The sequence below is a fragment of the Acinetobacter sp. SWAC5 genome (genome assembly GCF_003419885.1).
In the GTDB taxonomy this organism is placed as follows: Bacteria; Pseudomonadota; Gammaproteobacteria; order Pseudomonadales; family Moraxellaceae; genus Acinetobacter; species Acinetobacter cumulans.
Window position 1 is genome coordinate 1 of record NZ_QUWR01000033.1, and the last position, 15,054, is coordinate 15,054.

Genomic DNA, 15,054 nt, shown 5'->3' on the forward strand with positions numbered 1-15,054 from the left:
GAAAGTAACTTAGACCAGTGTTGATCATTCAGCATTGTACGAGGCATAGCGAGAAGTAAATTTGGTTTGGCGATTAAATTTTACTTTCTCGCTATTTTTTTGAACAGAAAATGTCAACAGACCCTAAAGAATAGCTATGGATAAATCATCGAATCTTTAACGTTTAAATGTGTTCACTATCCGTTTATTTAAAATCATCAACAATAAAAAACCCCAATCTTTCGACTGGGGTTTTTAGAATTTGGCGGAAGCGGTGTTAGTCACATTAAAACAATAAGACATTGAAAAATAATAATAAATAAAATAAATATTCAGTTTTTTACTGCTATTTTTACTGCTTCAAAAATCCACCAACTCGTTTGTTCAATCCTTGTTCATTCTAAACTAAATTGCCGTGAATAGCCTGATAGCTATCTATTAAACATCACTTTCAGCTTACTCATCATCAATCAACTCAAATTTTTTTAATTCATTGGATACTAAAGTTTGCAGTTTATCTTTAGGTAATAGGAGTTGATACTCAGCTACCCCGATAGGCTTACCTACATCCTGCAAGGCAATCTCGACATCTAAATGATCTTTATCAGCACAAAGAATTATGCCAATAGACTGATTTTCGTTTTCATCTTTTTCTAGCCTATCAAGCAACGATAGATATAGGTTCATTTTACCAACGTATTCCGCCTTAAAACCTCCTATCTTTAATTCAATCGCAACAAGGCTTCGCAAGCCACGATGAAAGAACAGCATATCTACAAAGTATTCTTTACCGTTATATTCCAATCGGTACTGATTACCAATAAAGGTAAATCCTTTACCAAGCTCCAATATGAAATATTTGATCTTCTCAATCAAACGTCTTTCTAGTTCCAGCTCCTTGATGGGTTCTGTGATTCCTAAAAATCCAAGATTGTATTGGTCGTGGAATATCTCATTGGCATAGTCTGCATGAGTTGCAGGAAGTGTGGTGTTAAAATTGTTCGATTTTAATTGTGTCTGGGTTTGACTATACATATCCATTTTGATGGCATTCAACAATAAATCCCTTGACCAATTTTTTTCAACGGTTTGTTGCATATACCAATGACGGACTTCTTTATCCTTGATTTTTTCCATTAATAAAATATTGTGCCCCCACGGCAATTTTGCAACAGGCTGTTGCAAAATTGAGGTTTCTGGATACTCCAAAGCAAAACGTAACATATAACCTAAGTTCCGTTCTGAAAAGCCTTTTAGGCTAGTAAATTCATGCTGTAAGTCTGCTGCTAGTCGTGGAATAACCTTTGCTGACCAGCCCTGCTGCTGCTGGCGTTCGGCTATCATTTTTCCTGTTTGCCAATAAAGCAATATCATTTCAGCATTTACAGCAAGGGCTGTTCGTAACCGTGTTTGTTGTATTGTATTTTTTATATCCTCTAACAATGATTGGTATGTTTCAATTGCTATTTCATTACTCATAAAAGAACCTAATCAGATCAGCATCTATCTTGGTAAATTTGGCATAACAACTTGATTCATTGCTTTATCCATGACGACATGAAAGCATAGCATAAGTTGAACTAAAGGATTTTTACTGTCGCTTAATTTACAACCAAAGCATCATTTTCAAAAACGGCCTGTAAGACTTGGTATAAATACTCCACAGCAATCACTTTTATAGAATCTATAAGCTGTTTGGGCTGATTCACTTTAGGTACGACTACAGTTTTAAATCCGTTCTTTTGTGCTTCCTTTATACGTTCCTGTGCATTGGGTACAGACCGAATCTCGCCAGACAAACCTACTTCACCAAACACAGCCAAGAGCGTGTAACCAAGTATTTTTAAAACTGTATTTACACAGAATTATTTACACCCTCGATTTGTTTTGTACTTAAAGTATTTCCTTCAATCGCAAGTGAACCTTTAATGGTACGGATACGATTGGCTTTCCTTAGTTTTATTTACAGTCTCACCACCTCTCTACTGTTATCTTCGCTATTGATCTCACTCCTGTATCAATATCATTTACCAAACCTAATGCACATTGATAATGTTCAGCACAAATTTTTCTAACTTCTGGATCTTCATCATTTATTAATTGAGTAGCACCCTCATAATATCGAGCACAAGCTTTGCGAATTTCTACCTCATGATCATTCACAAGTTCATCTACACAATCTATAGTGAACCGTACCGGGTTTGTCGGAGAGTCAATATTCTGAGAGACTACCCCGATGACAAAATTAAAATATACCCCTGAAATCAGTGAAAGAGCGGTTCAATTATTGATGGAATCTGAAAAAGATTATCCATCGAATTGGGCTGCGATCACAGTTATTGCTCCTAAAATCGGTTGTACTCCTGAAACACTACGTGTTTGGTATCAAAAATATTTAGATAAACAAAATCCAGTTAAAGTACAGCAACTTTCAGACCAAGAACGTATCAAACAACTCGAACGCGAAAATAAAGAACTGCAACGCGCCAATGAAATTCTACGTAAAGCAGCCGCTTTTTTCGCCCAGGCGGAGCTCGACCGCCCACACAAATAATGGTGGATTTCATCCATAACAATAAAGACTTATATGGTGTTGAAGCGATTTGTAGAATTTTACCGATTGCAGCTTCGACCTATTATCGGGCTTTAGATCTCGTTGATAACCCAGAACATCGAGCGAAACGTGCTCTGCATGATTTGCATCATGCTGAGGAGATTAAACGAATTTGGAAGGAAAGTTCAAGTCGGTATGGTGTAAGCAGATTCAGTTCCCCCCACAATTAAACATGGCTGACCCTTGAGTTTTAATGAAATTGGAAAAAATTCCATAAATTGTTCTACCCTTAGTCTGTATAGATTTTGGTTTAATGTAATTTCCCTTGATCCACATCCAATATTTCACCTTGCAAAAACTCAATTTCTTCAGGGTGATGCGTAACATAGAGCATTGGAATTTCTGTTTCTTCTTTGACAATTTTTAAAAAATCTAAAATTTGTTGTCTTAAGCGCAAATCCAGACCTGTTAAAGGCTCATCTAAAAGTATTAGTTGTGGTGAAGATAACAGTGCCCTTCCAATAGATACACGTTGTGCCTCTCCGCCTGAAAGTTGATGCGCTTTACGCTGTAATAAGGGCTTGAGTTCAAGTAAATTAACTATGTCATCTAACTCAAAATGTGATGTTTTGTGTTTCGCCCATTTATGTGCATATTTTAAATTTTGCAATACATTTAAATGTGCAAATAACAATGCTTGCTGAAATATTAAAGCTATATTACGACGATGCATTGGAACTAAAAGTTCTTTTTCTGCACTAAACAGCAACTGATCGTTTAATTGAATCAGACCATTTGAAGGTGTTAAAAGCCCTGCAATATTTTTTAAAATAGTACTTTTACCACTGCCTGAAGCACCAACAATTCCTTGAACTTGCTGTTGCATGCAAAAATCAACATCTAACACAAAATCGGGCAATTGATATTTGAATTGGCAAGTCAGCATCAAACACCCCCAAGCCTTTTTTGATAGCGCTGTAAAATAAAATAATTTGCCAACAGTGCTGTAAAGGCCAGAAGCATAGATAGCACCACAAGTCGCATGGCCATCACCTCGCCTTCTGGTTGTTGCAGCAATGTATAAATGGCGATGGGCACGGTACGAGTTTCTGAAGGAATATTCCCAACAAAAGTAATGGTTGCACCAAACTCACCAAGACTGCGACTAAAACATAAAATACTGCCAATCAATATTCCAGGAAGTGCAAGCGGTAAGCTAACACTCAGAAATACTTTATAAGGATGTACTCCTAGCGAACCTGCGACTTGTTCCAATTGCCGATTGATCATTTGAAAAGACAAGCGAATTGGTTGAACCATCAAAGGAAATGCCACAATAATTGATGCTAAAACTGCGCCTTTCCAGTTAAAGACCAAGCTAATTCCAAATTTCTGAAGAAATTGTCCAAATATTCCTTGCTGCCCAAACATAAGTAGTAAGAGATAACCTAAGACCACAGGAGGTAAAACCATTGGCATTTGCAGTAGAGCTTCACACAAGAATTTCAATTTAAACTCATAGCGTGCCAACACCCATGCTAGTCCAATAGCAAAAGGCAAAGAAATCACTGTGGCAAAACTGGCCACTTTGGCAGATAAATATATCGCACTGAGCTCTTCTGGACTTAACATGGCACGACTACCTCATTAAACCAAAGCCATAATGTTCAAATACTTTTTGACTGTCTATATGGTGAATAAGGTAGTTATAGAGGTGTATGGCTTCAGGATTTTTCTGCCCTTGACGTGTTAAGGCTAAGGGATAATGAATGGCTTGATGTGAATTTTTAGGTAATCTTCCTACAATGCTGACTTTTTTACTGATCAAGGCATCGGTACGATATACAATGCCAAGTTTGCATTCACCTCGCTCTACAAAGCTAAGCGCTGCACGTACATTATCTGTTTCTACCACCCGACCTTTTAAACTGTCCAACCAAGCATAATAAGTCAGGCTTTGTTTTGCATATTTACCCGCTGGTACGGACTGCATTTGTCCAGTACATAGATAACCATTCAACCAACGAGAAAATCTGAAGCTTTTATTGGGCTGAAATTTCCCTCGTGGTAACTCATTTTTGGGTGCAATCAATACCAAATCATTCCGTAACAAAGTCTTAGTCTGTTGAGCTTCAACTTTTTGTTGTTTTATCAAATAGTTCATCCAATCATTATCTGCAGAAAAGAATAAATCACTGGATGCGCCTGCCTGAATTTGCTTGGCTAACATTGATGATGATGCATAAACAGGAATCACCTTTCGTTCAGGGTGATGCTGTTGGTATTTTGCAATAATGTCGCCGACAGCATTATTCAGGCTCGATGCAGCATAAATTTTGACATCTGCCCACACGTGTGATGGCAAAATTAAGCTGAATAATAGAAAAGCAGTTAAAGCTTTTTTCATAGCATCTTCCGACCAAATATTTATGAAATCATCACACCTTGTACGCACGTACCTGCATCCAAAGTCATACCAGCAGGAATACGCACCAAACAATTGGCTTGCATTAAATTAGATAACATATGTGATTGTTGTTTTGCTAAGCTTGATACTCGGATTTCTCCATGCACAGTCATCATCTGCATACGTAAAAAACGTTCTCGTTGATCTGCTTTTATGGGATGTGTCAAACGTGCGGTGAACCAATTAATAGACTGTTTGTGCCCTTGTAAAGCATCTAGTAAAGTTGCGCCATAAATCTGCATTCCGACATAAACAGCAGCAGGATTACCAGGCAACCCCATCAAATAACATGGTAATTGTTGATTTCTAGCCAACTTGGCGAACAACATAGGTTTGCCTGGTTTTTGTTTGACTTTCCAAAATATCTGCTCAAAGCCAAGTTCCAAACTGACCGGTCGAATAAAATCATAATCCCCTACAGATACACCACCTGTAGTGAAAATCACATCATAGTCTTGAGCGAGTTGTGCAATTGTTGCTTTAACTTGCTCTTTTTCATCGGTTACATGAAACACCTCAACAGTTTGCTGACGATCAGCAAACCAAGCCCTGAGCATTGGGCCATTGGCGTCAAAAACCTGACCTGCTTGAAGTTCTGCTATTGAAGTTGTAATTTCATCACCTGTAATGATTACCGCAACTTTCGGATAAGCCCTAACCTCAACTTGCTCAATACCTAACATACTTAATGCAGCAATCGCCCCCACATGCAAACGCTGTCCTTGGTTTGCGACGCACTGCCCCAATTCAATTTCTTCCCCACGATGACGTATATCCACATCTAGATTTAATTCTTGAATCAATTGAATTTGAGTCTGACCATTACACTTTACGATTTCTTGGCGCGCTACCGTTGTCGTGCCATGCGGAATCTTGCCACCAGTAAAAATACGGACTGCTTGCCCCTGTTTAAGCGCTACATTTACGACTTGACCTGCACGAATTTCCCGTGTCAATTCAAAGTATTCATCTTGCTTAACTGAATGTGATGTACAAATGGCATATCCATCCACGGCACTTTGACTAAACAAGGGTAATTCGGTCGCTGAGAAGATATCTTTTGCCAAATAGCGATTTAACGCACTTTTTAAGGGCAAGACTTCACTTGGTAAAGATTTCACACTAGCGATCACTTTTGCTAAGGCTTGATCTACAGTAATTAACCCTTGTTCTGCACCACATCCTGACATTATTGATATCCTCCAACATGAGGAATATTTTTCTGCACATCAAATAGATGAACTAAAGCGGGTAAAATTGCTGTTAAGGACTCCAATGCCCCTTGACGACTGCCTGGTAGAGTAATTACAAGACTTTGATCAATATATCCTGCTACACCACGACTCAAGGCTGCATAAGGGGTACGGCGCTGCCCGAAATTACGTGAAGCTTCCATTAAGCCTGGTATTTCTCTTTTTAATAAAGGTTGAATAGTTTCAACTGTTAAATCTTTAGGCCCAAGCCCTGTACCACCTACCGTTACAATTAATGGATATTGATTTTTTTGTTGTTCAATCAAATTTAATAGCTGCTCTGGTGAATCAGGAATCACTTGATAATGAATATCTTTAAAATTTGCTTCTTCCAAAATCTCTAAAACATGTTGCCCTGCTGTATCCGGTTTTTTGCCTGCAGCAACCGTATCAGATAAAACAATAATTGATGCTGACAAACTTTCTTTTAACGCACGGGTAAAATGCGATTTTCCACCTTTTTTCTTTTGTAATTTAATCTGATCTAATAATAAATCTTCAGGTTCACAATGTGGTTTTAACATGTCATAGATGGTTAGTCCTGCCAAACTCACCGCAGTCAATGCCTCCATTTCCACCCCTGTTGGACCAATAGTTTCTACAGTTGCAATAATTTCAACGTAATTTTCTGCTAGTACATACTCCACATCTGCACGATAGATAGGCAAAGGATGACAAAGTGGAATAAGTTCATCAGTTTTTTTAGCCGCCAAAATACCAGCAATACGTGCAGTTTTTAGGGCATCGCCTTTTTCTGTATTACCTATTCTCAATAATTCAATACAATGTGCTGGCGCATGTAAAATGCCTGTAGCCACCGCGGTACGGTAACTGTCTGCTTTCATTCCGACATTTTTCATGACGCTTTTCCCTTTAATTACATTTCAAAATAATAATGACTGTTCTTTAAGCATGATGTTCATGCTGACAATGCGCATGTGAATGAACAATTTTTTTCTGATGTTGTTCAACTTCAGGCGAATGATCTTTCCGAATACAGCACCCCGCCACATATTGACTACTACCATCCATATAGAACTCTTCTTTCCATACAGGCACTTCATGCTTGACTCGTTCTACTGCTTCTTCACAGGCAGCAAAGGCTTCACGGCGATGCGGTGCATAAACCATGGCAATAATTGCAGTATCACCAATATCTAAATAGCCAATTCGATGAATCACCCGTACATAAGACACATCGTGTCTGGCTTGAATCTCTTGTTCAATTTCACGAATCATTTTTTCCGCTACAGGTGCGTAGGATGTATATCTCAGTGCTTTCACTGCTTTGCCTTCATGATGATTGCGGACAGTACCCACAAAAATTCCAATCCCGCCACATTCTGGGAAACACTGAATCGGATCAAAGGCATCGTGAGTTAAGAATGTATCCTGAATACGGTCAAAGTTTTTCAACTGTAATGACATCTCAACCTCCTGCCACAGGTGATAACAGCACCAAAGTCGTTGAATGTTCTATCGTATAATGGCGTGGCACAATATTTTCACCAATCGCACAGGCACATTGATCGAGTAATAGCTGACTTTTCGGGAATAACACAGCAAGTTCAGCAAATACATCACCAATCAGGATTTCTGGTTCACAATTCAGGCTAAATTGATATGGAATTAGGCGTTCAATTGCGCCAAAACTTTCAATTTTAATCTCGATAGTGGTCACGCTAACCTCCTAGCATATGCATGCTAATTTTTCGGGTTTGGGTATAGCGAAAAATCTCAGCATAACCGGATTTTTTCTGCCAAATATATTTTTGTAGTAATGCTAGAAGCTCAGTCGAATCTTGACTTTCAAGCTGTTGAATATAAGGTTTCAAAGCAATGCCTTGTGTAGCAAACAGGCATGTATAGAACTCACCTTTTGCTGTTAAACGAACACGGTCACAGCGACTACAAAACGAATGAGTAATGGTTGAAATAATTCCAAAAGAATGACCATTAGCAAGATATTGCCGAGCAGGATCAGCGCCTTGAGAACTTAAACAAGTGACATTGAAGTGTATTTTTAATGCAGCCAATATTTCAGCTTCACTCACCACATGTGCTGCATTCCAGTTTCGGTCACCATCCAACGGCATAAATTCAATAAATCTCAGAGTAATATTTTGCTCAATTGACCATTTAATTAGGTTTGAAATCTCATGATCGTTGACACCTTTAATTAACACACTATTGATTTTGATTGGTAAACCAACCGCTTTGGCTGCATTAATTCCAGATAGCACAGGCTCGATTGATTTTTGAGTTAATTGTTGAAACGTAGTCGGATTTAAACTATCTAAACTAATATTTAGATCATCTAAACCTGCTTGCTGAAGTGCCTGCGCATAATCTGATAGATAATGCCCGTTGGTCGTCAACGAAATACGTTTTAAACCCAAAGGACGCAATTTTTGTAAATCCCGAACAAAATGTACGACTCCTTGACGCATTAAAGGCTCACCACCTGTAATACGAATAAACTCAATGCCGTTTTCCACCATCAATCTGCAAAAAGTGAAAAGCTGCTCAAAACTCAGCAAGTCATGTTTTTTTTCCCATGTCGGATGCTCTGGCATGCAATAGATACACTTAAAATTACAGCGATCGGTCACTGAAATTCGAAGTTTGCGTTTTTGCCGACCATATTGATCAATCCAATATGCTTTTCTTTCATGAAGCTGCATCATATTTATCAACATCTCTGGGAATGGTTACACTATACCTAGGGTTTAAATTCTGTTTAATGCGTTTGACCCTGTGTAAACAGCAATAAATGTTCCAAATTTATACTCTCATAAATTTTTCAAATTTGAAGCGATTTTAGTTGTTTGTACTGTTGTAATTCGTCTAATGAATTAATGCTGTGCAACATTAAAGTTTCATCCTCAAAATCTGCTATCTGAGCAGACATTTTTGAAAAACATTGCTTTAAACTGCGCTGTTGTTGTGCAATAGATTCTTCAATTTGCGCCAAAGCACAGCGTTTAATTAAACACAAGGGATAAAGTGCAATGCCATTCATATTGGCATACACCACTTTTGCTGAAGAATCCTGTGCTAATGCTTGGTGCAACTTTTTAAGAAGTTGTTTTGGTATTTCAGTCACATCACAAGGTATGAATAAAACATAATCTGCACCAACATGTGACCATGCACTTTTGATTCCCATTAAGGGCCCTTGAAAACTTGTTTCATCATCCTGATAACATTGCACTTGAGGCACTAAAAGCCGATAAGTTGAATAATCACGATGACTATTAATCCAAATATCATTCACCTGAGACTTCAATTGCTGATAAATCTTGATGAGTTGAATTTGCTGATCAAAAGTTTGCAACAGTTTATTCACCCCATTCATTCGTCTAGCTTGCCCACCAGCTAAAATCACTAGATCCGTCTTTGGATATGTATATGAGTATTTCGAGTCTACAGTATCTTGTTTTGGCATCTACACACCCTCCGCCTGACAAGCTTTAATCAAGCCACGTATTTCAGGTAAACATGAACCACAATTACCACCCAAAATTTTAATCACATAAAGTTCAAAGCCAATCAAAGTACTGAAATACAGCATAAAAAACTTCAATGTGATTATCATCAACATTTCTGATAAAGCTATCTTCGAAAAAATACTAAAATATTTTTTGCAATTCAACAGGAATACCGTTGAGTGCCGCATTTCCCGATAAGGTATCAATAAAGTTATGGTCTGTAATATCATTTACACTGATACCAGGATTAGATGAAGCGATTGAGAGTTGCATACCTTTTCGATGATGTCCCCATCCATGCGGTAAGCTGACTACATTTGGCATAATATCTTCTGTGACAGCTATAGTAACTTTTAACGCACCAATCTCACTCGTAATATAGACTTGTTCTCCATGTTCAATACTATAAACATTTGCTGTTTGTGGATGTATAAACAAATCACAACGATTTTTACCTTTTACTAACCGTTGACTATTGTGCATCCATGAATTGTTTGTGCGCAAATCACGCCGACCAATTAGAGTCAATTTCTGCACATGTTCATGCCGTTTAATGTAATCCTGTAAACGATTCAAATCATTGACGAATTGTTGTGGAAATAAATTTATTTTTTTATCTTGGGTAAAAAGTTTATCTGGTAAACGAGGTTCAAGCGCTCCTAGATCTAGTCCATGTTTATATTGTTTGAGTTTCTCTAAAGTTAAGCCTTCACCTGTAATATAGCTCTTCCAACCACCACCATAATAACCATTACGTAGTCCCATATCGACAATACGCTCAATCGTCATCAATTCCTTTAGCTTATGTTTTTGCTTCATTTTTAATTTAGAGAAAACTTTTTGTTTACCAGCTTTTAACTCTTCAATACGATTGGTCAAAACTGTATAGATTTGTGCATCAGAACGCATAAAACTTTTTTTCTTGAAGAGTGGTTCAGAGAATCTTGTCACATTTCGAACAGCTAAATTAGTAAAAACTAGATCATAAAGTGGATGCTCAAATGGTCCACATGGTGGAAGAATAATATCAGCATGTTTTGTAGTCTCATTAATATAAAAATCGATCGCGACCATAAACTCCAAATTAGCCAATGCTTGCTCCAAACGGATGCCATTGGGTGTTGAAATCACAGGATTGCCTGCCGTAACAACAAAAGCTTTGACCTGCCCCTCACCAGATGTAAGCATTTCATCAGCCAAAGTCGCAGATGGTAACTCACGATTAAACTCTGGTAATTTACGCACCCGACTGTAAAAACTTGCGAAACTGCCCCGACCCGCAATATCAGTCATATCTATCGCAGGTGTCGTAAACATCATCCCTCCTACACTGTCTAAATTCCCAGTAACAATATTGAGAAGCTGGATGAGCCAATGATTCAGAGCACCGAACTCTTGGGCTGCGATTCCCATTCGACCATAACATACAGATTTTTCTGCTGTTGCAAATTCCACAGCAATACGTTCTATTTCTGCGACAGGAATATGCGTTAGCTCTGAAATTTTGGTTAATGGAATTGTATTAACCAAAGATTCTATATCTTTGATATTTCCATTTAGTGGAAGCTTGGACTGAACATGAGCTAAGCCTTTAGAAAAAATGACTTGAATCAGTCCAAGTAGAAACAGTGCATCACTTCCAGGTTTAATAAAATGATGTTCACTCGCATATAAAGCTGTCTCAGTTCGACGAGGGTCAACTAAGACTAATTTACCACCACGTGCCTTAATACGTTCTAAACGCCCTAAGATATCGCCAGCCGTCATCAAACTACCATTCGATGCCGCAGGATTTGCCCCAAGCATTAGCATATAGTCTGTGCGATCAATATCAGGAATCGTAAAATTCATACTATGACCATACATCAAATATGAGGTCAACATATGTGGCATTTGGTCAAGGCTTGATGCCGTAAACATATTCTTTGAAGCAAGTGCTTTTTTAAAGGGGCCCATATTGATCATGACCTCAATATTATGCGAGGCGGGATTACCCCAATAAGCAGCTACAGCATCATTTCCATATTTTTTTTGAATCATGACAATTCGCTGTGCGACTTCTTCTAATGCCTCATCCCAATCAATATCAATCCACTGATCACCGATTCGCTTTTTCGGGGTTTTTAAACGATCTGGATCATTATGTAAATCCTGTAAGGCATATCCTTTAGGGCAAATATGCCCATCACTATGTTTATCATGCTGATCTCCTGCTATCGAAATAATCTTTTCACCTTGATACTCAACAACAATGCCACACATTGCCTCACAAAGTGTACAAGTACGATAGTGTGTCTGAATCGGTTGAGATGAATCATAGTTTTTTACAGATACCACATTTTCATTCTCAGAAGTTGCTTTAGCGATTAGTGCTTGATTTGCTGATTTAACATGCATCATTTCCTCTATATCAATTAACTTACGACGAGGACGACCAACAGAAAGGCCTAACTTCATCTCATGGATATCTAATGCAATCCAATCAGAAAATGTGAAAAAATGAACGCCTTTTTGACTCAAATATTTTTTAAGTGAAATGGGTTCATCAATCTTCGAATCAGTATTTTTTTCATCTAAATCAGCCACAAGTGTTTTAACAGTATTCACAGCACATTGCTTATTTGTACCAATTACACCACTCGCACCACGCTTAATCCAACCTGCAACATATTCCTTTTCCGAAAGGCTATCATTTGCCAGCAATGCTCTGCCTTCACGATGAACTATCGTACCGCGCATTGCATCAAATTTTAGACCCAATATAGATTTGCCTTGATAACCCGTTGCACTAATGATTACACCTGTTTCCAGTGTTTTACTTTCACCTGTGGCTTCCACGGCAATATTTTGTTCAGAATCTAAAGTGACTTTATTAATCCCAACTTTTAAACCTTGAATACCTTGATCAGTGTGAATGACCTCTTCCGGATTAGCATTAAAAATGAATTGAATGGTTTTTTCTGCTTTAACTTCTCGTTTTAGAATACTGCGCAGCAAAGCCACATTTTCCTTCGCTTCACTATTTTCGGGCAAATCCAAGAAGGCTTCTGTTGCTTGATCCAATGCCAGATCCAGGGGATTAACCTTAAGGTCAATTCCAGAATGGTTGATCAATTGTCGTAATTCTTTAGGTGTAAATGCCGCTTGAGCAGGTCCCTTTCGAGCAATCACATTCACTGTTTGAATGCGACTTTTAACGATCATTTGTAAAGCATGATCAGCAATATCTGTTTTATGTAGCTCCTCTTCAGGTAAACAAACAATACGTGCAATATCAAGTGCAACATTTCCCATACCAATAATAGACATACTGCTACAGTTTAAGTTTGGTGCAAGGAACGCTTGTTCAGGGTGACCATTATACCAGCCAACAAATTCAGCCGAACCATAAATCCCCAAGGCTGAAGCACCTTGAATAGTTAATGCTTTGCTTGCTGACCCGCCCGTTGTATAAATAATTGCATCATAGTTTCTAAGCAAAGTTTCCCTATCAATATCTTTACCAACTTCTACATTACCGTAGAATTTAAGATTAGGGTTCTTTTTGACAAGCTGAGCAAAGTTTCCTGAAACAGATTTTATATCAGGGTGATCAGGTGCCACACCAAAGCGAACTAGACCAAACGGTGTTGGAAGCTTTTCTATTAAATCAATATATGCGCCAGGATATTGTTTAAGTAACGCTTCACTGGCAAAGAAACCAGAAGGACCTGCCCCCACAACAGCAAACCGTTTATGAGATACAATCATGTCTTGAGTCTTTTGCGTACTTTCAGTTTTACGTTCGGTAATAATAGGGTGGCGTTTCGACTCAATAGCATTGATTTGAATATATTCAATTTGGTCTTCTGGAACGGATGACTCTGGGTAAATGGCACGTGTAGGACATTCGGTTAAGCAAGCATTACAACTGATGCAAACATCTGGGTCGATATAGAGAATATTATCGCCCTCACGAAATGCATTTACGGGGCAAACATCAACACAGTTTGTGTATTTAGCGCCACTACATGCACCAGTAATTACATATGCCATTTTCCAATACCTACCATCACCCTTTAGACCACTAAAATATTAATGCAGTAGAAAATACGTGTATTGACAAAATTTAGGCTATTTGTCATTTTGTGCCAAAGACACGGTCAAAAGATAAATATGTCAAAAAACTTTGTTTCATCTAGCTTTCTAAATACTTTACTCGTCTATTTGGAATCCAATGACTATGACGATATCGAACTTATTTCAAAAATAGAACAATTCAAAGAACGTTATCAGTGGCGGATGCCGAGAGAGGATTTTCTTCATTTACTGACTTTAATCAAAGCTCGTTATAATCAACCTGCTTTAGGCTTTAGAATTGGTCGTGGATTAAAACCAGAACACTTTGGGGTAGTTGGATATATGGGAGTTTCCTGTTCAAGTTTAGGGCAAGCTTTACGCCGTTATCACCATCACCAACTATTAGTCGATTCAACACTCAACACATCATTTGAAACAACGAACACACAAATTACGATACGATGGTGGCAGAATGATCCAACAGCACGTGGTATTTGGGGTGAATTTGGAGTCATGGTTTTTATTAATTTCTATCAAGCACTCATTGGGCGTGATATACCTCCTGAATACGTAGAACTCCCCTATAAACCTGATGGAGATCCCAAAATCTATGAAATCCTTTCAGGTTGTCCTGTTAAATTTGAAACAGATACTGTAGGAATTACTTTACCTAGATCATTATATTCAATGAAAATAAGTACAAGTGACCCCTATCTTCGTAGTTTATATGATAGACAAGCAACAGCACTTCTTCATGACTTTTCTGAAAGAAATGATTTCCTTTCCTTAGTGAAACAAGCAATTAAAGAGGGTTTACAGGATGAGCAAGATAAAGCAGAAGATATTGCAAAAAAATTAGGCTTATCACTACGAACCTTTTACAGACGTTTAGACGAACAAGGCTTTCGTTATCGTGCCTTACTAGCAGATACACGTTTTGTCTTAGCTAAAACTTATCTTCAAGATAAAACTCTATCACTTTCAGAAATATCATTGATGCTCGGCTATGCTGAACAAAGTGCTTTTACTAGAGCATTCATAAGTTGGGGAGGTTTGTCTCCTTCGACATATCGTAATAGCTATTATGGCGTAAAATAAAAATCATATTTTATATTCAAAAGTATATTAGGGTCTGTTGACATTTCAAGTATAGAATTTACCCGATAAAGGTAGCCAAATAAATATACAAGCTAATGCAACTGCACCCTCATAGCTACACTTTAACTTATCATATCGTGTTGCTATTCCTCT

Annotated in this window: 15 protein-coding genes, 3 pseudogenes and 1 other annotated feature; of the genes and pseudogenes, 2 read left to right on the plus strand and 16 right to left on the minus strand. The window is 38.0% G+C overall.

From position 1 onward, the window contains the following. Positions 1-435: 435 nt before the first annotated feature. The 4 genes and pseudogenes from DYI81_RS16380 to DYI81_RS17990 form a co-directional block, all read right to left on the minus strand. A complete protein-coding gene (locus tag DYI81_RS16380; protein ID WP_117008121.1) occupies positions 436-1,458 on the minus strand; it encodes a PDDEXK nuclease domain-containing protein in 1,023 nt (340 codons plus the stop codon). Positions 1,459-1,580: 122 nt separating this feature from the next. Continuing rightward, positions 1,581-1,796, minus strand: coding sequence for a S16 family serine protease (locus DYI81_RS16385; RefSeq protein WP_240627447.1), 216 nt, complete (start codon positions 1,794-1,796; stop codon positions 1,581-1,583). A gap of 62 nt (positions 1,797-1,858) precedes the next feature. Beyond that, positions 1,859-1,960: pseudogene (locus tag DYI81_RS16390) on the minus strand (cell filamentation protein Fic); the annotation flags it as partial. Next, complete coding sequence (locus DYI81_RS17990) at positions 1,951-2,142, minus strand: hypothetical protein (RefSeq protein WP_117008122.1); 192 nt, start codon at positions 2,140-2,142, stop codon at positions 1,951-1,953. The pseudogene DYI81_RS16390 and the gene DYI81_RS17990, both read right to left, overlap by 10 nt. Positions 2,143-2,215: 73 nt before the next feature. Here DYI81_RS17990 and DYI81_RS16405 point away from each other — a divergent pair. Beyond that, positions 2,216-2,736: pseudogene (locus DYI81_RS16405) on the plus strand (transposase); the annotation flags it as partial. After that, positions 2,491-2,607 (plus strand) — a sequence feature (AL1L pseudoknot). Its footprint overlaps the pseudogene before it by 117 nt. 107 nt (positions 2,737-2,843) lie before the next feature. Here DYI81_RS16405 and DYI81_RS16410 read toward each other — a convergent pair. The 11 genes from DYI81_RS16410 to DYI81_RS16455 form a co-directional block, all read right to left on the minus strand. Beyond that, positions 2,844-3,479 carry an ATP-binding cassette domain-containing protein gene (locus DYI81_RS16410; RefSeq protein ID WP_117008123.1) on the minus strand — a complete coding sequence of 212 codons (636 nt, stop codon included), beginning with the start codon at positions 3,477-3,479 and terminating at the stop codon, positions 2,844-2,846. Further along, entirely contained in the window at positions 3,479-4,165 is a 687-nt protein-coding gene (gene modB, locus DYI81_RS16415; protein WP_117008124.1) for a molybdate ABC transporter permease subunit, read from the minus strand. The genes DYI81_RS16410 and modB overlap by 1 nt, the downstream gene beginning before the upstream one ends. A 7-nt stretch (positions 4,166-4,172) precedes the next feature. Continuing rightward, the gene (gene modA, locus DYI81_RS16420) at positions 4,173-4,940 is read right to left on the minus strand and encodes a molybdate ABC transporter substrate-binding protein (protein ID WP_117008125.1); all 768 of its coding nucleotides are present in this window, start codon (positions 4,938-4,940) and stop codon (positions 4,173-4,175) included. 20 nt (positions 4,941-4,960) lie between these two features. Further along, entirely contained in the window at positions 4,961-6,190 is a 1,230-nt protein-coding gene (locus tag DYI81_RS16425; protein ID WP_117008126.1) for a molybdopterin molybdotransferase MoeA, read from the minus strand. Beyond that, entirely contained in the window at positions 6,190-7,131 is a 942-nt protein-coding gene (moaCB, locus tag DYI81_RS16430; RefSeq protein WP_265936315.1) for a bifunctional molybdenum cofactor biosynthesis protein MoaC/MoaB, read from the minus strand. The genes DYI81_RS16425 and moaCB overlap by 1 nt, the downstream gene beginning before the upstream one ends. A gap of 28 nt (positions 7,132-7,159) precedes the next feature. Next, positions 7,160-7,681 (minus strand): molybdenum cofactor biosynthesis protein MoaE, encoded by a 522-nt coding sequence (locus DYI81_RS16435; RefSeq protein WP_117008128.1) that lies wholly within the window; start codon positions 7,679-7,681, stop codon positions 7,160-7,162. 1 nt (position 7,682) lies between these two features. Continuing rightward, entirely contained in the window at positions 7,683-7,934 is a 252-nt protein-coding gene (locus tag DYI81_RS16440; RefSeq protein ID WP_117008129.1) for a MoaD/ThiS family protein, read from the minus strand. A 1-nt stretch (position 7,935) separates the two neighbouring features. Continuing rightward, complete coding sequence (moaA, locus tag DYI81_RS16445) at positions 7,936-8,940, minus strand: GTP 3',8-cyclase MoaA (protein ID WP_117008130.1); 1,005 nt, start codon at positions 8,938-8,940, stop codon at positions 7,936-7,938. A gap of 116 nt (positions 8,941-9,056) precedes the next feature. Beyond that, positions 9,057-9,701, minus strand: coding sequence for an NTP transferase domain-containing protein (locus DYI81_RS16450; RefSeq protein ID WP_117008131.1), 645 nt, complete (start codon positions 9,699-9,701; stop codon positions 9,057-9,059). Next, a complete protein-coding gene (locus DYI81_RS18260) occupies positions 9,702-9,827 on the minus strand; it encodes a hypothetical protein (protein ID WP_265936314.1) in 126 nt (41 codons plus the stop codon). Positions 9,828-9,885: 58 nt separating this feature from the next. Then, entirely contained in the window at positions 9,886-13,779 is a 3,894-nt protein-coding gene (locus tag DYI81_RS16455; protein WP_117008132.1) for a molybdopterin-dependent oxidoreductase, read from the minus strand. A 120-nt stretch (positions 13,780-13,899) separates the two neighbouring features. Between DYI81_RS16455 and DYI81_RS16460 the strand changes: the two genes are divergently transcribed. Beyond that, positions 13,900-14,901: an AraC family transcriptional regulator gene (locus tag DYI81_RS16460; RefSeq protein ID WP_117008133.1), complete on the plus strand. Its 1,002-nt coding sequence runs from the start codon at positions 13,900-13,902 to the stop codon at positions 14,899-14,901. A gap of 45 nt (positions 14,902-14,946) precedes the next feature. Here the strand turns inward: DYI81_RS16460 and DYI81_RS16465 are convergent. Next, positions 14,947-15,054: pseudogene (locus DYI81_RS16465) on the minus strand (IS5/IS1182 family transposase); the annotation flags it as partial.